Consider the following 20,278-nt stretch of genomic DNA (forward strand, 5'->3'; position numbering starts at 1 on the left):
CGGATTTCGAAATAATTCGTGAAAAAAATGTGAAACAGTTACGGATTTTCCACAGCTCTTTTATTTTATTTCAGAATCTGCTATGATAATTAAGTTAAAAATACCTTTTACAGGGTTAGAAAAGAAAATTGCTATGATATAGAAGTTAAAAAGTACCTTTTACAAAGTTAGGAGGAACACAGCTTAATGAAAAAACGTATATTGATCCTTCTTGGGATATTGATAATTGGCGGCGGAGCAGCAGGGGTATGCTGGAAGATGGGAATCATAGGAAATCAGCAGCAGACCAGCGGTGATGCAGTTTATGTGACGAAAATCAGTGATTTGACAGATCAGACATCTGGTGTTTCCAATCGCTATGCCGGCGTGGTCGAACCTCAGGAGACGGTATCTGTTGAGTTGGAAAGTGGTCGAACAGTTAAAGAAGTAAAAGTCAAGACAGGCGATCAGGTCAAAAAAGGACAGCTTCTTTTTGAGTATGACCTGAGCAGCATTCAGGAAAGTCTGGAGGAAGCACAGCTTGATCTGGATCGTCTGAAAAACGAAGCGAGCAGCCTGACCGAGCAGATAGCAACTCTGGAAAAAGAGAAGAAACAGGCAACACAGGACAATCAGCTTTCTTATACGATTGAGATTGAGACCAACAAAATGAATCTCAAAAAAAATGAATACAGCCAGAAAAGCAAACAGGCTGAGATTGACAAGCTGCAGAGTGCAACGGGGAACACAGAAGTTCGAAGCAGCATTGACGGTGTGATTCAGAAGATTGATACTTCAAAGCTGACATCGGATGATAACAGCAGTGTGGATGACAGCGCAGATGATTCGGATATGTCATATTCAAGTGATAGCAGCAGCGGCGGCAATGCATTTATTACGATTCTGAGTACAGGTGCATATCGTATCAAAGGAACTGTCAATGAGATGAATGTTCAGAATATTATCGAGGGAGATCCGGTTATTATCCGTTCCCGTGTGGACAGCAGTCAGACATGGAAGGGAACTATGGGGACAATTGATCGTGAAAGTGCCACCAGCAGCAACAGTAGTTCAAGTTTTGGAATGATGGACAGCAGCGGAGATTCACAGACAAGTACAAGTACATATCCATTTTATGTGAATCTGGATTCTTCTGATGGTCTGATGCTCGGACAGCATGTCTATATAGAAATGGATGAAGGCCAGGATACTCAGAAGACCGGTGTATGGATCAGTGAGGCATATATTGTAGATGCAGATACAGACAGTCCTTATGTCTGGGCAGCAGATAAAGATGACAAACTCGAAAAACGAAGTGTGATCCTTGGACAGTATGATGAGGAACTTGGGGAATATGAGATTGCAGATGGTCTTACTAAGGACGATAGCATTGCATTTCCGTCGGATGTTCTTGAAGAGGGTATGGCTACGACAACAAATATTGAAGAGGCGATGGATACAAGTACTGTAGATATGCAGCCAGTGGATGAGCTTGGCGCGGACAATCTTGATGCGGACAATCTTGGCGCGGACAATCTTGATGCGGACAATTTTGGCGCGGATAATCTTGATGGCGAAGATGCTTATGTTACGGATGATTTTTCTGATTCTGAAGATGACTGGAATGCAGATGAATGGAGCGCAGACGATGAGTATGAATCTGATGGTGAAAGTACAGTGATCGATGATCCAGATGCGATGGGAGATGTGGTCTCTGATGATGACTCCGACGGAGTAAGTGTGCCAATGGATGAGGACCTTGTTCCTGTCCAGGGTGATACGGAGGATGCAGAATGATTCTTGAACTAAAAGGCATATATAAGAATTATCAGCAGGGAAAAATGAGTGTGCCGGTACTCAAAGATGTCAATTTTTCCATGGAAGAGGGAGAATATGTGGCAATCATGGGACCGTCCGGTTCTGGAAAAACGACCCTGATGAATATTATTGGCTGTCTGGATAAACCAACAGAGGGAAGTTTTTCACTTGATGGACAGGATATTTTGAACTGTTCAGAGAATGATATGTCAGATCTGCGATTAAATAAGATTGGATTTGTATTCCAGAGCTTTCATCTGCTTCCGAGACAGTCGGCTCTGGCAAATGTAGAATTACCATTGAACTATGCAAAAGTACCCAAAAAAGAAAGAAGAGAACGTGCATTGAAAGCCCTGGAGCGTGTAGGACTGGCAGACCGTGTAGACTTCCTGCCAAATCAGCTTTCAGGTGGACAGATGCAGAGAGTGGCGATTGCCAGAGCAATTGTCAATAATCCGAAGCTTTTGCTTGCGGATGAACCGACAGGTGCACTTGACAGTAAATCAGGCGCGCAGGTCATGGAGCTTTTTCAAAGGTTGAATGATGAGGGGGTAACGGTACTGATGATCACACATGATGCGGATATTGCATCACATGCAAAACGTGTAGTAACGATCCGTGATGGTGAGCTGAAGGAAAAAGAGGTGAAGTAATAGAATGAAAAAAAGAATTATTATAGGCATTCTGATTGCTGCTCTCGTTGCAGGCGGTTCAGCAGGAGGCGCAGTTTACTATAAAAAGTCTCATCAGAAAACAGTTTCTGTTGTAAGCGTGGATAATCTGGCTGGGCAGTATTATATGGATGATACGAATCTTGATGGAAATATTGTGACAAGCGCCATTCAGAATATTACTGTAGATAAGGATATGATCATTCAGGAAGTGTATGTATCGAAGGATGACGAGGTAAAAAAGGATGATAAACTGATTTCTTTTGACATGACACTGGTTCAGATGGAACTGAATATTGCGAAGTTGAAACAACAGCAGCAGGAACAGGATCTGAATAAAGCTATCAATCGTTTAAATAGCCTGAAAAATGGAGGAGCGATTGAGGAGAGCGATGCAGATACGTCAACTTCTTCGGATTCGGACACAGATACAGACAGCAGCATGAATGGAACGGACAGCACGGATACGGGAGATGAGTATGTATCTGCATCCGGTAATGTCAATGGTGCATATCTGGCTGCTGTTATGAATCCGGTCCTGGCGGCTGCAGTAAACGCAGAAGATGTGTCTGATGTGGCAACTTATCAGGCGGAGACTTCAGCAGAAAGTGATAGCACACAGTCTGGTGATACGGGAACACCGACCGGTGAGTCCGGAAGTATTGCAGCAAGTGAGGATGCAGGAGAGGATACAGGAGGAGATAATACCGGAGGAGATAATACCGGAGATACCGGTGGAAACAGTGGTACTGACAGTTCCGATGACAACAGTGACAATGGGGATCAGATAGACATCATAGATGGTGGTGATTCAGGAGATCCTAATAGTTCTGATGACAACACAGGAGATTCATTCGGTGACGGATCAGATGATCAGATTGAAATCGTGGATTCAGATGAAGGCAGCGATAAAGAGGTGCCGGATATGACGGACGGTGATCCGACATTTTATCAGATCCTTGATAATAATACAGAACCTCTTACCGGAAAAGGAACGAAGGAAGATCCATATGTATTCCTCTGTAGTTCTGCAAAGGGTTATGTGATTGTGAGAGGTTCTTTCCTAAATAAGATGGCAGCTTTTGATGCGAACGGAAATAAAGAGGCTGGCAAGAACGGTTATTGGTATCAGCTTGAATTTCATCAGAATGATACGGTAGAAGATCTTGGCGACCGTAAGAAATCATGTACAGGATATTATCTGATTGATGGAAGCCTTCTTGAAAAGATGGTGCCGGATTATTCTGAGGTAGAGTTCACACTGGAGGATGCCTCTCATTATGATAACAGTTCAGATGATGATGACGGAAACGATGGTGGATATGACGGAGATCAGGGTGATGGCGGCAGTACATCTATTTCGCGTGAGGATGCGATTAAGATACAGCAGAACAAAATTGACAGTCTGAAACTTGATATTCGTGAGAGTAAACTTAATATTGAAAAACTTGAGAAAAAAGTTAAAAAAGAAGTTATTTACAGTAAACTGGATGGAACAGTTGCAAAAGTTGGTGATCCTGCTACGGCAGCTTCAGATGGAAACACTTTTATGACTATCAAAAGTAAGGAAGGTTTTTATGTGAAGGGTACAGTCAGTGAACTGATGCTGGACCAGGTAAAAGAAGGGACGATTTTGAACTGTTCCGGGCAGAGCGGTGACTTTGAGGCTGAAGTTGTAGATGTTTCAGAATATCCGGTTTCCGGAGACAGCTATTCCGGCAGTGGAAATCCGAATGTTTCCTATTATTCCTATACGGCGACCATCCCGGACAAATCAGTCAAAGTATCTGATGCTGACTGGCTTACGATCACCCTGAAAAGCGATGCGCAGAGCAAAGGAATTGTACTGGATCGTGCGTTTGTACGCTCCGAAAACGGAAGCAGTTATGTTTATAAGGATGACAATGGTGTGCTTAAAAAACAGAAACTGAGTGTTGGCGGAAATGTAAATGGTGGCTACAGTGTGCTGGTTACGGGTGGAATTACGCGGGATGATAAGATTGCATTTCCTTATGGAGACACAGTCAAAGAAGGTGCAAAAACGCAGGAAGTTTCTGTGAATGAGCTTTATGGTTATTAGGAGGATGGTATTTTATGCTTGAAAATATGAGAATATCGATTCAGGGAATCTGGTCCCATAAAATGCGGTCCTTTCTGACAATGCTGGGAATTATTATAGGCATTGCTTCGATCATTGCAATCGTTTCGACAATTAAAGGTACAAGTGAGCAGATTAAGGAAGATCTGATCGGTGCCGGAAACAATACAGTTTCGGTCAGCCTGAATTACGGTGACAGTGAGTATGATCCGGAGTATGGAATGACGGATGGCACTGCACCGCCGCTTCTTTCTGATCAGCAAAAAGAAGATATCAAAAACCTTGATCATGTGCAGAATGCTACGTTTTTTTACAGCCGTACTTATTCCAGCAGTGTATATTATGAAAATACCACCTTCCAGGGTGGAAGTATATATGGTATCGATACGAATTACTTAAGTACCTGTGGATATATGGTGCAGTCGGGCAGAGGATTTGTACAAAAAGATTATGATAATATGCGTAAAGTAGCACTTGTAGACAGTAATGCGGCGGATAACCTGTTTTCAGGTGAAAATCCTGTCGGTAAGACTATCGAGATTGGATCTGAACCGTTCACAGTCATAGGTGTTGTTCAGCAGAGCGACAATTACCTGCCAAACATTAAGACGATTGATGAGTTTAATGAATATTATCAGACGATTATGGGGACTGTCATGATTCCGAATAAATGCTGGCCAATGGCATTCAAGTTTGATGAACCGGAGAATGCGGTGGTTAAAGCAGATTCCACAGACAATATGAGTTCTGTAGGAAGTGCCGCGGCAGATGTGATGAATCAGGGAATCGATACCAATTCTTCGAAATACAAATACAAAGCCGATGACATTATGCAGCAGGTGCGTAACATGCAGAAACTCAGTGAGAGTACCAATACACAGCTGATCTGGATCGCAAGTATTTCTCTTCTGGTAGGCGGTATCGGAGTTATGAATATTATGCTTGTTTCTGTTACGGAACGAACCAGTGAAATTGGTCTGAAGAAGGCTATCGGTGCAAGAAAGAAGGTAATTCTGTATCAGTTTCTGACGGAGGCAGCAATGCTGACAAGTATTGGAGGAATTATTGGTGTGATTGCCGGTATTATTTTGTCTAAGATTGTATCACAGCTTTCAGGAGCTCCAACTGCAATCAGTATTCCTGCAATCATTGGTTCTGTACTGTTTTCCATGCTGATTGGGGTGGTTTTTGGATTACTGCCATCTGTAAAGGCGGCGGATCTGAACCCGATAGATGCTTTGAGAAGCGAATAAATTTTTATTTGAGTTACTGTCGGAGGTATGATAAACTAAAGACAGTATGCAATGTTTCGGATATGTATATCTGATAAATGAAAAAATACTTAGGGAGATGCAGTATGGGAAAAATTGCAATTGTAACAGACAGTAACAGCGGCATCACACAGGATGAGGGCAGAGAACTCGGTGTTTCTGTCCTGCCGATGCCTTTTTATATTAATGATGTGATGTATCTGGAAGGGATTACCCTTTCACAGGAAGAGTTTTATGAGCGTCTGAAAAATGACGAGACGATTTCCACTTCCCAGCCAAGCCCGGCAGAGGTATGTGGATTATGGGACAATCTTCTGAAAGAATATGATGAAGTTGTTCATATCCCGATGTCAAGCGGGCTGAGTGCTTCATGTGACACAGCAACGATGCTTGCACGTGACTATGACGGTAAGGTTGAGGTAGTCAATAACCAGCGAATTTCTGTTACGCAGCGTCAGTCAGTACTGGATGCACTGGCACTCAGAGCTGCAGGAAAAACTGCTGCTGAGATCAAGACAAAACTTGAAGAAGAAAAAATGGAATCCAGCATTTACATTACACTTGAGACTCTGAAATATCTGAAAAAAGGCGGAAGAATCACACCGGCTGCGGCAGCAATCGGTACAGTGCTGAATCTGAAACCGGTTCTTCAGATTCAGGGAGAAAAGCTGGATGCTTATGCAAAAGTCCGCGGCAAAAAGCAGGCAAAGAGAATGATGATGAAGGCTATGCAGGAAGACTGGAACACCCGTTTCAAACAGTATGTGGAATCCGGTGAGATGTGTCTGCAGATAGCTTATACAGGCAATAAAGAAGAAGCCGAAGAATTCAAAAAAGAAGTAGAGGCGGCATTCCCGGGAAGGGATATTCATATGGATCCGCTGTCACTCAGTGTAGCCTGTCACATTGGCCATGGAGCGCTTGCAGTTGCATGCTCAAAAAAAGTTACTGTATAAATAAGGAGTCGCGAATAAAATGAAAAAGCTTATGGAATTAATGGCAGAGGAACTTGCTTCTGCCTTTGAAAAAGCCGGATATGATCCGGAATACGGCAAGGTTACGGTTTCCAACAGACCGGATCTTTGCGAATATCAGTGCAACGGGGCAATGGCTGGTGCCAAAGCATATAAGAAGGCTCCGTTTATGATTGCAGATGATGTTGTTGCTTTTCTGAAAGACAGCAATATCTTTTCTGTAGCAGAAGTTGTAAGACCGGGATTTATTAACTTACGTGTAAAAGAAGAATTCCTCGCAGAGTACCTTCGTGAGATGTCCGCAGATCCGAAATATTCTGTCAATGCGGCAGAGCAGCCAAAGACGATCATTATCGACTACGGCGGACCGAATGTTGCAAAACCACTTCATGTAGGACATCTTCGTTCTGCGATCATCGGTGAGAGCATCAAACGTATCGGACGTTTTGTGGGACATAAAGTAATTGGTGATGTACATCTTGGTGACTGGGGTCTCCAGATGGGACTGATCATTACGGAACTAAAACACCGTAAACCGGAGCTTGTATACTTTGATGACAGCTTTGAGGGAAAATACCCGGAAGAAGCTCCATTCACGATCAGTGAGCTGGAAGAAATCTATCCATGTGCAAGCGGTAAATCAAAAGTAGACGAAGAGTATCGTAATGAAGCTCTTGAGGCAACGCATCAGCTTCAGCAGGGCAAACGAGGATATATGGCACTGTGGAACCACATTATGCAGGTCTCCGTGACAGACCTTAAGAGAAACTACAACAATCTGAATGTGTCATTTGACCTCTGGAAGAAAGAATCTGATGCACAGCCGTACATTCCGGATATGGTGCAGCAGATGAAAGATCAGGGATTTGCTTATGAAGATCAGGGTGCACTGGTTGTTGATGTAAAAGAAGAAAGTGACACAAAAGAGATTCCTCCGTGCATGCTTCTGAAATCTGACGGAGCTTCCCTTTATACGACTACTGATCTTGCAACGATCGTAGAACGTGTAAAACTTTTTGATCCGGATGAGATCCTTTATGTAGTAGATAAACGTCAGGAACTGCATTTCATTCAGGTATTTCGCTGTGCAAGAAAGACCGGTCTTGTAAAACCGGAGACAGAGCTTTCTTTCCTTGGGTTCGGTACCATGAATGGCAAAGACGGCAAACCGTTTAAGACAAGAGACGGCGGTGTTATGCGTCTGGAAAACCTCATTGCAGATATCGATGAGGAAATGTTCCATAAGATTGTTGAGAACCGCAGTGTCAAAGATCAGGATGCAAAAGAGACAGCAGAGATCGTAGGACTTTCTGCAATCAAATACGGGGATCTTTCCAACCAGGCTACAAAGGATTATGTATTTGATATTGACAGATTTACTTCTTTCGAGGGAAATACCGGTCCGTATATTCTTTATACGATCGTGCGTATCAAATCCATTCTGAACCGCTACAAAGAAGAAGGCGGCAATCTGGATGCCGGTGAAATCCTTCCGGCAGTAAATGCAAGCCAGAAAAATCTGATGTTGGAGCTTACCAAATTCGGAAATACGATCGAAAATGCATTTGAAGAAAAAGCACCTCACAAGATTTGTGCATATATTTATGAAGTATCCAATGCATTTAACAGTTTCTATCATGAAACAAAGATCCTCAGTGAGGAAGATCAGGCACAGAAAGAATCTTTCCTGAAACTTCTCGGACTGACCAAGGATATCCTTGAAAAAAGCATTGATCTTCTGGGCTTTTCTGCACCGGATCGTATGTAAGACTGTAGTTGTAATAAAATAAGCGGAAATGAAATCCTCCATATGCTTCGGCAGGTGGAGGATTGTTTATATTTTTTTTAGAAATAAAAAGTACAGTTTGTGCTATAATATGTTTCATAAATCTATAAATTTCTGATTTCACTGTCGGTATTCTCCGACGAACATCCACAAAAGAGAACGAGAATAAAATGCGGGAGGAGCGATTTCTATCGAACTGACAGGAATAATCTTAAAGGGCAGATATTGTATTGTTGACCAGATAGGAAGCGGCGGCGAAGGACGGATGTATCTGGCGCGAGATCTGGAACTGGGGATTTTTCGCGCTGTAAAAGAACTTCCGATCTCGAATCGGCGGGAGGCGGGACTTCTGCGTCTTCTGGAACATCCGGCACTGCCAAAGATGATCGACTATGCAGAGCGAGAAGAATTTTGCTATATCATTATGGAGTACATTCGAGGGAAATCTCTTGAAGATCTGTTAAAAACCGGCAGGACATTTTCGCTGGAAGAAATTCTTAAGATCACAGATACTGTATTAAAGATATTGGACTATCTTCATTCAAGAAAACCGGCCGTTTTTTATGGAGATCTGAAGCCGGATAACCTGATGATATCGGCAGGTACGTTGTATCTGGTGGATTTTGGCAGTGCCACATTTGAATATCAACAGAGAAGCCATAAGCTGGAGTGTAAGGGGACGCGAGGTTTTGCAGCTCCGGAGCAGTATCATGGGGTGATTGATCAGGCAAGTGATTTTTACTGTCTTGGTAAGACACTGGAGCGTTTGTGCGGAAGAGGGAAATGGAGATACATTTTGCGATGCCCGTATTTCGGAAAGTTTATCTTTAAATGCTGTCGCCCGGAAGCTGGAAAGCGCTGGAAGAATGCGGTAGAAGCAAGCGAGTTTCTTAATAATATCCATCCTTTGAAGCTAAGGCTCCGTTCTGTTCTTGTGCCGCTGGCGGCGGCTGTTCTGGTGCTGGCGGTTGTGGTAAGCAGCGGGGGTCGTATGCAGAAAACATTGCCGGAACTTTCAAAGGTACTGACAGTGATTACGCAGGAATACTATGGATTTGCATATCAGTCAGGGAATCCTGTACTTCAGGCAAGGGTATACGCGCAGGCTGAAGCGAGACTTCAGAGATTATTAAAGCAATACCATACTCCAAAAGAAGAGATTCGGATTCTTGAATTACTGGCATACAACGGGGAGCTGGCGGATCATGCTGACCGTGCGGAAGTGTATTATCGTCAGTTGCTGACATATGAACCTGAGTATGAAAGAGGATATCTGGAATATGGAAGGTTCCTGTGCAGACAGGCACGATATCAGGAAAGCCGTGCCATTTACCGGCAATGGCAGAATAACGTTTCAGAAAAAAGTGCACAAAAGGAAGGGGCGCATTCTGATGAGTGGAAAAAATGGAAAAAAGAAATTCTTCCTGTTATTGGCAGGAATACTTCTGGTTCTTAACGGCATAAGTGCCGGCGTGTATGCGATGGAACTTGGTGGATTTGATGTGACGACAGGTGTCGATGACGTAGATGACTGGTCAGACTGGGATGAAGATGGGACAGATGGAGTATCCGAGAATGAATCAGCGGGCAGTGTGGACAGTGTAAGCGGGGATACTTATGGAGAAACAGAGAATACAGTATGGGAAGAATCATCTGATCGGGAAACTGAAAGCAGACAGGAAGAGCCGGCCGGAACGGAGAACCGGGCAAATGCAGGAAATACAGAAGTGATGAATCAGGCAGATACAGGTGGCGGTGTAAAGACAGATCAGATACAGGCAGGAAATTTAGATTCGATGAATACGGACGGATATAGACAGACATATACCGGAAGCGCAGAAATTAATAATCAGGAGATAACAGAAGTACCGACTGATACACCGGTGCCCATGCCATCTCCGACGATAACACCCACAGCTATACCGTTACCTGTGCCTACTGAAGTGCCGGAATCCGAAGTCGATAAAGTGACCGAGTTTCATGAAGAATATCGGATTCCGCCTGCGGAATGCCTGAAAAAGATGAAGCTGTTTTACTGGAAGGAAACTGTACGAGGAAGAGAAAAAATGGAAATTAAGCTGAATCACAGAGTAGTGACTGCTGTTGCATCTCTCCGAATCAATGGTCAGGAGATATCATGGACGACGGATTGGGGAAGTATTTGTATCGATCAGCTGCAGGAGGATAATGAAAATCTGATAGAGCTGGCAGCAATGGTTCCGGCAGATTTATCGTGGACGGAAATCAAAAAGAATGCTATACTGTCGTATAATGTTTTTTGACATACATAAGAAAACAGGTGGATTTTGGGATACAAAAATTGGAGGAACCATGTATAAAGCGATTTTATTTGATCTGGACGGGACACTGACGGAATCCGGGGAAGGAATTACAAAATGCGTGCAGTATGCACTGGAAAAACTCGGAAAACCGGAAGAGGATCTGAAGAAACTGGAAGTATTTATCGGACCGCCGCTTAAAGAACAGTTTATGCAATATGCAGGACTGGATAAAGAAACTGCAGTGAAGGCAGTGGAATATTACCGTGAACGTTATTCAAATGTGGGAATATTTGAGAATAAACCATATCTGGGTGTGGAGAATATGCTTCGGGAACTAAAACGCAAGAAATATATTCTGGCAGTTGCATCATCAAAACCGGAATATTATGTGAAACAGATACTGGATCATTTTTATCTGACAGAATATTTTGATGAGATTGTCGGAAGCGAGATGAATGGTGCCAGAAGCAATAAAACAGAAGTTATTGAAGAGGCACTGGAGCGCATCGGAATGAAAAAGCATCGGGAGCAGGTGGTCATGGTCGGAGACAAAGAGCATGATGTGCTTGGCGCACGAGAAGCAGGACTGGATTGTGTGGCAGTTTCCTATGGATATGGGACACAGGAGGAACTTAAAGAGGCAGCTCCGTTACAGATAGTAGCTTCTGCTGATGAAGTACTGGATTTTTTCGACTGAGCCCCCGACGCAGGCAGTCATATAGCAGACAGATCTGGCGTATAGCGTATCCCTGCGGGATTCATTTCCTGATTTCGCAGATTATCGGATATATGGCACTCTGGCTGATTACACGCTCCGGCGGGGGAATGGAAATATATTATAAACAGGTGGTACTGCTTACCGGTCTGACAGGAATACTTTCTATAATTCCGTGTCTCTGGTTTTACAGCAGGGACCGCATAGCAAGGAAACATGGAGGACTTGTTCTGCCGCAGAAACCCTGGAAACTTGATCTGCCGGAAATAATCCTGTTTTTGGGAATGGGGGCAGCTTTTTCACAGTATGCAAATATGCTTGTCGGAATGCTGCAGTCTGTACTGAATTATAAGGAATATCAGGAGACGATGGATCAGATGACTGCTGGAAAGAGTATGTGGTTTTTGATCATATGTATGGGTGTTATAGCGCCTCTGGCAGAGGAAATCGTATTTCGCTGGCTGATCTATTTGCGACTCCGGGATTATATGAGAATGGGATTTGCCATGGTGATCTCAGGCCTGATTTTTGGTATTTATCATGGGAATCTGGTGCAGGCGGTTTATGCAGGACTTCTTGGAATGTTTTTTGCATATTTTCTGGAAATCAGTGGATGCCTGTGGAGCAGCGTACTTTTGCATATGGGAGCAAATATCTGGTCGCTTGTGTCACCGGATCTTGTGAGCCGGATGCTGCAGAAGAATCCAATGTATATTCTGATCATGCTGTTTGCGCTGTTGGTTATCCTGATTTATGGGATTTTCTATTTTCGGGCAAGGACACATGGACGGATGAAACGTGTTTTATAAATGCTTATATAAGAGCAGGATTTTGTTTTGAGATAAAAATGAACAGGAATCTTACAGAAGAAAAGCTTTCAGGTTAAAAGAAACCTGGGAGCTTTTTGCTTTACAGAAAAGAACTTTGCAATATTTACGATTTTAGAATTATTTTATATTCATTTTACAGATATCTGATTGCATGGCGGAGGAAAATATGGTAACCTAAGTGTACTAAAACAATTAATACACCATGTGTATATAAATCACATTTACAGTGGAAAGGAGGGGCAATGATCATTTTAGATTATCAGGACAGACGTCCGATTTATGAACAGATAACAGAGAGATTCCGAACGCTGATCTATCAGGGGGCATTGCCTGCCGGATCCAGACTTCCTTCTGTGCGTCAGCTTGCAATGGAACTGTCCATTAACCCCAATACGATTCAGAGAGCATATATGACGCTGGAGCAGGAAGACCTGATTTATCCGGTAAAAGGAAAAGGCAATTTTGTTGCAGAGACCAGTCTGATTAAGGAAAAGAGTAAAGAAGATTTCAGGAAAGATTTTAAAGAACTGATAAAAAAGGGAATACAGACGGGAATCACGGAAGAAGAGATGCTTTCGATGGTTCGGAAGAACTGTGAGGAGGAACAGAGATGATTGAGATAAAGAAATGCAGTAAGTCTTTTGGGACGCTTAAGGCCGTCAGTAAACTTTCAATGGATATCGGAGAGAGGGAAGTATTTGGGCTGGTTGGAAGCAATGGCGCAGGAAAGAGTACACTTCTTCGGATGGCAGCAGGGATACTGAGACCGGACGAAGGCGAGATAAGGATTGATGATATTTCTGTTTTCGATAATGAAGATGCGAAAAAGCAGATTTTTTATATTTCGGATGACTGCTATTTTCCTGCAAACTATACCGCAGCGGATATGGCTTCATTTTACCGTCTGTACTATCCGGGATTTGAACGTCAGCGTTTTTCGAAACTGATGCGTCAGTTTCAACTTGATGAAAGTCAGAAGGTCAGTAGTTTTTCAAAGGGAATGAAGAAACAGCTGATGACGCTGATTGGCATCTGTGCGGGGACAAAATATCTTCTCTGTGATGAGACATTTGACGGACTGGATCCGTTGGTACGTCAGGGAGTAAAAAGTCTTTTTGCCGCTGAGATCATGAGCAGAGAATTTTCACCGGTTCTTGCGTCTCACAATTTAAGAGAACTGGAAGATATCTGTGATCATGTGGGCCTTTTATATAAGGGAGGTATGCTTCTGAGTAGAAATCTGGAAGATATGAAATTCCATATTCACAAGATACAGTGTGTATTTACTGATAAGAAGCAGGAAGACGCGCTGAAAAAAGAACTTGATGTGTTGAAAGTGGATCATCAGGGCTCACTTGTAATGATCACAGCACGAGGCACAAGGACAGAAATCATGGCAAAAATTCAGGAAAAGAATCCACTTTTCTGTGAAGTGCTTCCACTGACTCTGGAAGAAATATTTATCAGTGAAACGGAGGTGGCTGGCTATGAAATCCAGAATATTTTCTTCTAAACATCTGAAAACAATATCCAAAGGACAAATCTGGATACCGGCATTTATTACACTTGGATTTCTGCTGGCATTTCCGGTGACTGGTATGGTAAAGCTGAGCTCCTGGAGGGATCTGCAATACTCAGATTTACAAATTCTGATTTTGTATAATAATTTGTGGAAAGATGGTTTTGTGCTGTCGGGTCTGATCATTGCATCCATAGCGGCTTTCATAAACAGTGTGAACGGATTCATTTATCTGTATTCTGGTAAAAAAACAGATTTTTATCATGGACTTCCGATGAAAAGAGCAGAACTGTTTCTGGAAAGAGTAGTTTCAGGACTGGTATATTATCTGATGCCGTATATCATCACAGAGTTTCTGATGATCTGTATTGGAGCAATGCGAGGATTTTTCAGTCTGAATATTATGGGGATGGCAGTCGGGATGCTTTTCCTGCATCTCCTTATCTACCTGGTGATCTATTTCAGTATTGTGCTGGTAATCAGTGTGACGGGAAATATGCTGATGGGTATTCTGTGTCTGGGAGGTATGTACCTGTATGGGATTGTACTCAATTTGCTCCTTGTAGCCTATGGACAGTCATTTTGGCGGACCTTCTTCTCGGAATACCAGTATGGTGGCTTTAATACGCTTTTACATACGGCATCTCCGGGAACGCTGATTCTCAGTATGGTCAGCGATTATGCGGAAGGAAAGACAGGAAAATTACTTGCAGCAGTCATTATTCTTGGTGTTATACTTGGAGTCCTGGCATGGATTGCATATAAGAAAAGACCATCAGAAGCAGCAGGAAAATCTATGGTCTATACTTGGGTATCCATGGTAGTAAGATTTATGGTCGTGGTACCGGGCGGTCTTGCAGTTGGCTGGATATTCTATTCACCTACTACCGGAAAAGTCAGAATTCTCTGGTGGATTTTCGGAATGATTCTTGGAACAGTCGTAATACATGGTTTATTAGAAACGATATATCAGATGAGTTTCCAGGGCTTTTTTGCGAAAAAAATACAGCTGGTAATTGCAGGGGTACTTGTAGCAGTTTGTGCACTTTTTTTCCAGAAAGACCTGTTGCATTTTGATAGCTATATTCCAAAACAGGAAGACATTGTATCAGTTAATCTCAACATGATGTCTTTTGATCGGGACTATTATGAGAATGTCCAAAAGACAAAAGATGGAGACTATGAAATAACAGATGCAAATAACTGGGCAGAATCTGCTATGGCATTTATCGGTAAAAATGGTATAGGTGACCAGACTTATAAAGCTCTTCAGGATATCGTTGCCGGCAATCCGAAAAGTGAGGCAATCGACGGAGATTATACATATTATACAAGCATAAAATACACACTTAAATCTGGAAAAGAAATCTACCGAAAATACTGGATAGAGCCGGAAAACTTAAGTGCTCTTGTAAAAGGATTATATGAGGAAGAAAATCTGAAAGAACAGAAATTCGGTTTTCTTGATCTTGATCAGAAATATCTGAAAAATATTGGACTGAATGATGCAAGTGGAAAGGGATTCAGTATCTTCCAGAATGATCCTGATAAAATAAAGCAACTCCTTGAAGTGATGAAGAAGGATGTCGATGCTGCAACAGCAGAAGATTTTATGCAAACACCTGAGGTAAAAATTGATTTTGCTTATCAGCTTCCTGGTAAACAGGATGTGAATAATATGATACCAGGAAATACTAAGGCAGATGTACAGTATGCAGAATGGATAGTTGGTATATATCCTTCATTTAAAAATACTCTTGCAATTCTTAAGGAAACAGGTTATCCTCTGACGGTAGAAGATCTGGATATTGAAAAGATCATGCTGAACTATTTTAATGATGAGGATGGACAGCAGGAAGATGTGACCTATGAGAAGCCGGAAGAAATAAGAGCTTTAAAAGAGGCGTTGACCGTAAGATACAATGGATACGTTGACAAAGATTCAGAAATCTATCAGAATATTTATGTATCAGTGTTTACAGATAAAGGCGAGGCTGTGAATACATATGGACTGAAGAAAGAAAAACTTCCTGATTTCGTAAAAGAAAAGATTACAGAGCTGGGAATCATACAGAGTAGTATGCAGGTGGATGCACCGGTGACAAAAGAAGAGACAGTGTATACAGATGATGAGGAAGATGTGGTAACACAGGCAATTATTGGAGGGGCAGATGCACCTTCAGAAATATATCTGGATAGTACTGTTGAATCAGAATAAGGAGTATATATGGCAAAGGCAGTGAGGCTGGATAAGTTTCTCGCAGATGCGGGAAAGGGGACCAGAAGTGAAGTGAAAAAATTCATACAGAAAGGGCAGGTTCAGGTGAACGGTGTACCGGCGAAGAAACCGGAGATTAAAGTCGATCCGGAGAATGATGTGGTTGTGCTTTCAGGGGAAACGGTGGGTGCGGCACCGGAATTTGTCTATTATCTTCTGAACAAACCGGCCGGCTGCGTCAGTGCGACGGAGGACCGTAACGATCGGACAGTTATGGAATATGTTCCATCTGACCGTAAAGGGCTGTTTCCTGTAGGACGTCTGGACAAAGATACAGAAGGCTTACTTCTTATTACAGATGACGGGATGCTAGCACATGAGCTTCTTGCACCTGGAAAACATGTGGATAAAACATATTTTGTCCGCGTGGAGGGAAAGCTTACGGTGGAAAACATCGAGAAACTGGAGAATGGTGTGGATATCGGAGAAGAGAAACTGACCATGCCGGCCAGAGCGGAGATCGTCGGTGGAAGCTGGGAAGGGGCCGGTGATTTGCAACCAGGTCGTGTGCGCATAGAAAATCTGCCGGAAGTGTATACAGAATTGCATCTGACAATTCACGAAGGCAAGTTTCATCAGGTCAAGAGGATGATGGCAGCAGTCGGAAAACCAGTCATCTACCTCAAGAGAATCTCCATGGGTCCGCTTACCCTCCCCGACAATCTCAAGAAAGGTGAGTGCCGTCTCCTGACTGAGGAAGAACTTTTACGGTTGAAGGGATAGCGTTATCGCCACTAAATGTGTTTGCTGTGTTTTTAATTGCATTTTGCCGGTATCAGTATGATGCAGTTACAGTATTGTCGTAGCAGACATTTACAGAGCGCCTTTAGGTACTGACGAAATACAGCTGTTACGGAGACCCATTCTTGAAGGTTGTCCTGAAAGAATGCATGGTCGGAGTTACCGATTAGTTCGTCAGACCGTTGCTCTGGTCTGCGAGGCAATATGTGAACGGCATCGTGCGTGAACATGGTAAAATCCAGCAAAAATATACCGAAAACTGCGAAAACCCTCTTTACACGGAGGGCTTTCTTATGCTATACTCTAGAAGTTGCAATGTGCGCACTGACGCACAAATAAAAAGTCACGTACAGAGATTCCGATGGATGGTGCCCTTACGGTGTGAGGTTGGGTCCGGATAGAAAATGATCTGTACGGAAGAATTTAACCAAAAAGGAGAACAAACATGAGCGTTATTTCAATGAAACAGCTTTTGGAAGCAGGTGTTCATTTCGGACATCAGACAAGAAGATGGAACCCTAAAATGGCTCCGTACATCTACACAGAAAGAAACGGTATCTACATCATCGACCTTCAGCAGTCTGTAGGTATGGTAGACGATGCTTACAATGCAGTAGCTGACATCGTAGCTAATGGCGGAAACATTCTTTTCGTTGGAACTAAGAAACAGGCTCAGGATGCTATCAAAGCAGAAGCAGAGCGTTGCGGACAGTTCTATGTAAACGAAAGATGGCTTGGTGGTATGCTTACAAACTTCAAGACAATCCAGAGCCGTATTGCAAGACTGAAACAGATCGAAGCTATGGAAGCTGACGGAACTTTCGAAGTACTTCCTAAGAAAGAAGTTATTGAATTAAGAAAAGAACTTGCTAAACTGCAGAAAAACCTTGGCGGTATCAAAGAGATGAAACGTCTTCCGGACGCAATCTTCATCGTTGATCCTAAGAAAGAAAGAATCTGCGTTCAGGAAGCTCATACATTAGGTATTCCGCTTATCGGTATCTGCGATACTAACTGTGATCCGGAAGAACTGGATTATGTAATCCCGGGTAACGATGATGCTATCCGTGCCGTAAAACTGATCGTTTCAAAAATGGCAGACGCTGTTATCGAAGCAAATCAGGGAACAACAGAAGCTGAAGAAGCAGAAGTTGAAGAAGCTACAGAGGAATAATTAATTTAATAATTCCAGGAGGAAAATACAATGGCTATTACAGCAGCTCAGGTAAAAGAATTAAGAGAAATGACCGGTGCCGGAATGATGGACTGTAAGAAAGCTCTTACAGCTACAGATGGCGATATGGACAAAGCAGTAGAATTCCTGCGTGAAAAAGGTCTTGCTACAGCCCAGAAAAAAGCAAGCCGTGTTGCAGCAGAAGGTCTTTGCAAGACTCTTGTTGCTGATGATGAGAAGAACGCAGTTGTTGTAGAAGTTAACTCTGAGACAGACTTCGTTGCTAAGAATGAAAAATTCCAGAGCTATGTTGCAGATGTTGCAGCACAGGCACTTACAACTTCCGCAGCTGACATCGATGCTTTCCTTGCAGAGCCATGGGCGCTTGATACAACCAAGACTGTAAACGAAGCTCTTGCAGCTCAGATCGCAGTTATCGGTGAGAACATGCACATCAGAAGATTTGCTCAGGTGAAAGAAGAAAACGGATTCGTTGCTTCTTACACACATATGGGTGGAAAAATCGGCGTTCTTGTAGACGTTGAAACAGATGTTGTTAACGATGCAGTGAAAGAAATGGCTAGAAACGTAGCAATGCAGATTGCAGCTCTGAAACCGCAGTACACAAGCGACAGCGAAGTAAGTGCTGAATATATCGAGCATGAAAAAGAAATCCTTCTTGCTCAGATCCAGAACGATCCGAAAGAATCCCAGAAACCGGAGAAGGTTATCCAGGGTATGATCACTGGACGTATCAAGAAAGAACTCAAAGAGATCTGCCTTCTTGACCAGGTATACGTTAAAGCAGAAGACGGAAAACAGACTGTTGCTAAATACGTAGAAGAAGTTGCTAAAGTAAACGGCGCTAAGATCACAATCAAAGGTTTCGTTCGTTTCGAAACTGGCGAAGGTATCGAAAAACGTCAGGATGACTTTGCAGCAGAAGTTGCAGCTCAGGTTGCAGGTAAATAATCTGTAAAGCTCAGATTTATCTTTTTGTTTAACTATTAAAGGCCCGTAAAGTCTTATGAACACTCTGTTTCAGAGCAGATATAAGCTTTTGGGTCTTTTTTATGTACTGGAAACAAAAACAAGCAGACAAAATATCTTGTGATTTTGTTTGCGTTGATACATAATATATTTAAGACGGCTGATTTAAGGGAGAAGAAAAAGATGAAAGTTCTGGAAATAATATCACCGGTACTGGTGATGATCATTCTTGGTATTTTATGCCGGAAATGGAAAGTGCTGAACAAGAACGGCATCGACAACATGAAAGCACTGGTTACAAACATCATGCTTCCGGTGGCAATTTTTCATGCACTGGCAACATCGGATTATGGAGCAGAAACGGCAAAGCTAGTCGGGATCATGTTCATCATGTTGGTTGTATCTTTTGGCATCGGATTCCTTATGAAGCCGCTTATGACAGAAAATTACCGTAAGTATCTGCCATTTATGGTCAGTGTGTATGAGGGCGGCTCGATGGCATATCCTCTGTACACAAGTCTCTGCGGACAGGAGAACCTGTCACAGATTGCAGTTCTTGATATTGCGGGACTGCTTTTTGGATTCAGTATTTATATGGGAATGCTTGGCCAGACCGAGAACGGCGAGAAGATCAATGTGAAGAAGCTTGCGGTCAGCGCTGTGAAGACACCAGCGTTTATTGCGAGCGTACTCGGTATCATTGCAGGACTGACCGGTGTGATTAAGTTTATTCTGGTCAGTCCGGCAGGTGGGATTTACACAAGTGTGGAAAACATTCTGACTGCAGCTTTGACAGCAATCATTCTGATCGTAGTAGGTTTCAGCATGGAACTGACACCGGAACTTTTGGGACCGTGTGTTCGGACAATCGTGATGCGTATTGTGCTGCAGGCAGTTATGATCGTGTGTGTCCTTCTGGCGGTACATAGTTTTATCGGAAGTAATAAATTACTGGATCTGGCAGTGATCACCTATATGTCCGCACCGGCTACGTTTAGTATGCAGACTTTCCTTAAGCGTGAAGACGGAAGCGCATATGTATCTACGACAAATTCACTGTATTGTATTGTGTCGGTCGTGGTGTATATGATCCTTGCATTTATTACATACTAAAGTAAGAAATAAATTATATCAGTCTAATTTTGATAATCC

At 42.8% G+C, this 20,278-nt stretch carries 17 protein-coding genes; all 17 read left to right on the forward strand.

Going from position 1 to position 20,278, the window contains the following annotated elements:
- Positions 1–186 precede the first annotated feature (186 nt).
- The 17 genes from DWW86_RS04905 to DWW86_RS04985 all read left to right on the forward strand — a co-directional run bounded on the left by DWW86_RS04905 (position 187) and on the right by DWW86_RS04985 (position 20,239).
- Positions 187–1,776, forward strand: coding sequence for an efflux RND transporter periplasmic adaptor subunit (locus DWW86_RS04905; RefSeq protein WP_117942442.1), 1,590 nt, complete (start codon positions 187–189; stop codon positions 1,774–1,776).
- Positions 1,773–2,450 carry an ABC transporter ATP-binding protein gene (locus DWW86_RS04910; protein WP_117942443.1) on the forward strand — a complete coding sequence of 226 codons (678 nt, stop codon included), beginning with the start codon at positions 1,773–1,775 and terminating at the stop codon, positions 2,448–2,450. Before DWW86_RS04905 ends, DWW86_RS04910 begins: the two co-directional genes overlap by 4 nt.
- A 4-nt stretch (positions 2,451–2,454) precedes the next feature.
- Positions 2,455–4,548 (forward strand): efflux RND transporter periplasmic adaptor subunit, encoded by a 2,094-nt coding sequence (locus DWW86_RS04915; RefSeq protein ID WP_117942444.1) that lies wholly within the window; start codon positions 2,455–2,457, stop codon positions 4,546–4,548.
- 14 nt (positions 4,549–4,562) lie between these two features.
- Positions 4,563–5,819: an ABC transporter permease gene (locus DWW86_RS04920; RefSeq protein ID WP_117942445.1), complete on the forward strand. Its 1,257-nt coding sequence runs from the start codon at positions 4,563–4,565 to the stop codon at positions 5,817–5,819.
- A 104-nt stretch (positions 5,820–5,923) separates the two neighbouring features.
- Positions 5,924–6,793, forward strand: a complete 870-nt coding sequence (locus DWW86_RS04925; protein ID WP_117942446.1) for a DegV family protein — start codon at positions 5,924–5,926, stop codon at positions 6,791–6,793.
- A 19-nt stretch (positions 6,794–6,812) separates the two neighbouring features.
- Entirely contained in the window at positions 6,813–8,579 is a 1,767-nt protein-coding gene (gene argS, locus DWW86_RS04930) for an arginine--tRNA ligase (protein WP_117942447.1), read from the forward strand.
- A 259-nt stretch (positions 8,580–8,838) separates the two neighbouring features.
- Complete coding sequence (locus DWW86_RS04935) at positions 8,839–10,053, forward strand: serine/threonine protein kinase (protein WP_286187646.1); 1,215 nt, start codon at positions 8,839–8,841, stop codon at positions 10,051–10,053.
- On the forward strand, positions 9,989–10,879 hold the full coding sequence (locus DWW86_RS04940; RefSeq protein ID WP_117942449.1) for a hypothetical protein: 891 nt from the start codon (positions 9,989–9,991) through the stop codon (positions 10,877–10,879). The genes DWW86_RS04935 and DWW86_RS04940 overlap by 65 nt, the downstream gene beginning before the upstream one ends.
- Before the next feature lie 49 nt (positions 10,880–10,928).
- Positions 10,929–11,576, forward strand: a complete 648-nt coding sequence (locus tag DWW86_RS04945; protein ID WP_117942491.1) for an HAD-IA family hydrolase — start codon at positions 10,929–10,931, stop codon at positions 11,574–11,576.
- 128 nt (positions 11,577–11,704) lie between these two features.
- Positions 11,705–12,403 (forward strand): CPBP family intramembrane glutamic endopeptidase, encoded by a 699-nt coding sequence (locus tag DWW86_RS04950; protein ID WP_286187640.1) that lies wholly within the window; start codon positions 11,705–11,707, stop codon positions 12,401–12,403.
- 263 nt (positions 12,404–12,666) lie between these two features.
- Positions 12,667–13,038: a GntR family transcriptional regulator gene (locus tag DWW86_RS04955; RefSeq protein WP_117942450.1), complete on the forward strand. Its 372-nt coding sequence runs from the start codon at positions 12,667–12,669 to the stop codon at positions 13,036–13,038.
- Complete coding sequence (locus tag DWW86_RS04960; RefSeq protein WP_072523241.1) at positions 13,035–13,937, forward strand: ABC transporter ATP-binding protein; 903 nt, start codon at positions 13,035–13,037, stop codon at positions 13,935–13,937. The genes DWW86_RS04955 and DWW86_RS04960 overlap by 4 nt, the downstream gene beginning before the upstream one ends.
- Positions 13,912–16,161 (forward strand): DUF6449 domain-containing protein, encoded by a 2,250-nt coding sequence (locus DWW86_RS04965; protein WP_117942451.1) that lies wholly within the window; start codon positions 13,912–13,914, stop codon positions 16,159–16,161. Before DWW86_RS04960 ends, DWW86_RS04965 begins: the two co-directional genes overlap by 26 nt.
- A 9-nt stretch (positions 16,162–16,170) precedes the next feature.
- Complete coding sequence (locus tag DWW86_RS04970; RefSeq protein WP_117942452.1) at positions 16,171–16,944, forward strand: pseudouridine synthase; 774 nt, start codon at positions 16,171–16,173, stop codon at positions 16,942–16,944.
- 463 nt (positions 16,945–17,407) lie between these two features.
- The gene (gene rpsB / locus DWW86_RS04975) at positions 17,408–18,136 is read left to right on the forward strand and encodes a 30S ribosomal protein S2 (protein ID WP_015541316.1); all 729 of its coding nucleotides are present in this window, start codon (positions 17,408–17,410) and stop codon (positions 18,134–18,136) included.
- 30 nt (positions 18,137–18,166) lie between these two features.
- Positions 18,167–19,108 carry a translation elongation factor Ts gene (tsf, locus tag DWW86_RS04980; protein ID WP_072523244.1) on the forward strand — a complete coding sequence of 314 codons (942 nt, stop codon included), beginning with the start codon at positions 18,167–18,169 and terminating at the stop codon, positions 19,106–19,108.
- A gap of 201 nt (positions 19,109–19,309) precedes the next feature.
- A complete protein-coding gene (locus tag DWW86_RS04985) occupies positions 19,310–20,239 on the forward strand; it encodes an AEC family transporter (RefSeq protein ID WP_117942453.1) in 930 nt (309 codons plus the stop codon).
- The last annotated feature ends 39 nt before the right edge of the window (positions 20,240–20,278 follow it).

Origin of the sequence: Ruminococcus sp. AF17-22AC (assembly GCF_003460065.1) — a bacterium.
In the GTDB taxonomy this organism is placed as follows: domain Bacteria; phylum Bacillota; class Clostridia; order Lachnospirales; family Lachnospiraceae; genus Blautia_A.

Excerpts from the sequence above, each read along its gene's own strand:
- DWW86_RS04905 (WP_117942442.1), top strand. The coding sequence starts at position 187 with ATGAAAAAACGTATATTGATCCTTCTTGGGATATTGATAATTGGCGGC.
- DWW86_RS04910 (WP_117942443.1), top strand. The coding sequence starts at position 1,773 with ATGATTCTTGAACTAAAAGGCATATATAAGAATTATCAGCAGGGAAAA.
- DWW86_RS04915 (WP_117942444.1), top strand. The coding sequence starts at position 2,455 with ATGAAAAAAAGAATTATTATAGGCATTCTGATTGCTGCTCTCGTTGCA.
- DWW86_RS04920 (WP_117942445.1), top strand. The coding sequence starts at position 4,563 with ATGCTTGAAAATATGAGAATATCGATTCAGGGAATCTGGTCCCATAAA.
- DWW86_RS04925 (WP_117942446.1), top strand. The coding sequence starts at position 5,924 with ATGGGAAAAATTGCAATTGTAACAGACAGTAACAGCGGCATCACACAG.
- argS (WP_117942447.1), top strand. The coding sequence starts at position 6,813 with ATGAAAAAGCTTATGGAATTAATGGCAGAGGAACTTGCTTCTGCCTTT.
- DWW86_RS04940 (WP_117942449.1), top strand. The coding sequence starts at position 9,989 with ATGAGTGGAAAAAATGGAAAAAAGAAATTCTTCCTGTTATTGGCAGGA.
- DWW86_RS04945 (WP_117942491.1), top strand. The coding sequence starts at position 10,929 with ATGTATAAAGCGATTTTATTTGATCTGGACGGGACACTGACGGAATCC.
- DWW86_RS04950 (WP_286187640.1), top strand. The coding sequence starts at position 11,705 with ATGGAAATATATTATAAACAGGTGGTACTGCTTACCGGTCTGACAGGA.
- DWW86_RS04955 (WP_117942450.1), top strand. The coding sequence starts at position 12,667 with ATGATCATTTTAGATTATCAGGACAGACGTCCGATTTATGAACAGATA.
- DWW86_RS04960 (WP_072523241.1), top strand. The coding sequence starts at position 13,035 with ATGATTGAGATAAAGAAATGCAGTAAGTCTTTTGGGACGCTTAAGGCC.
- DWW86_RS04965 (WP_117942451.1), top strand. The coding sequence starts at position 13,912 with ATGAAATCCAGAATATTTTCTTCTAAACATCTGAAAACAATATCCAAA.
- DWW86_RS04970 (WP_117942452.1), top strand. The coding sequence starts at position 16,171 with ATGGCAAAGGCAGTGAGGCTGGATAAGTTTCTCGCAGATGCGGGAAAG.
- rpsB (WP_015541316.1), top strand. The coding sequence starts at position 17,408 with ATGAGCGTTATTTCAATGAAACAGCTTTTGGAAGCAGGTGTTCATTTC.
- tsf (WP_072523244.1), top strand. The coding sequence starts at position 18,167 with ATGGCTATTACAGCAGCTCAGGTAAAAGAATTAAGAGAAATGACCGGT.
- DWW86_RS04985 (WP_117942453.1), top strand. The coding sequence starts at position 19,310 with ATGAAAGTTCTGGAAATAATATCACCGGTACTGGTGATGATCATTCTT.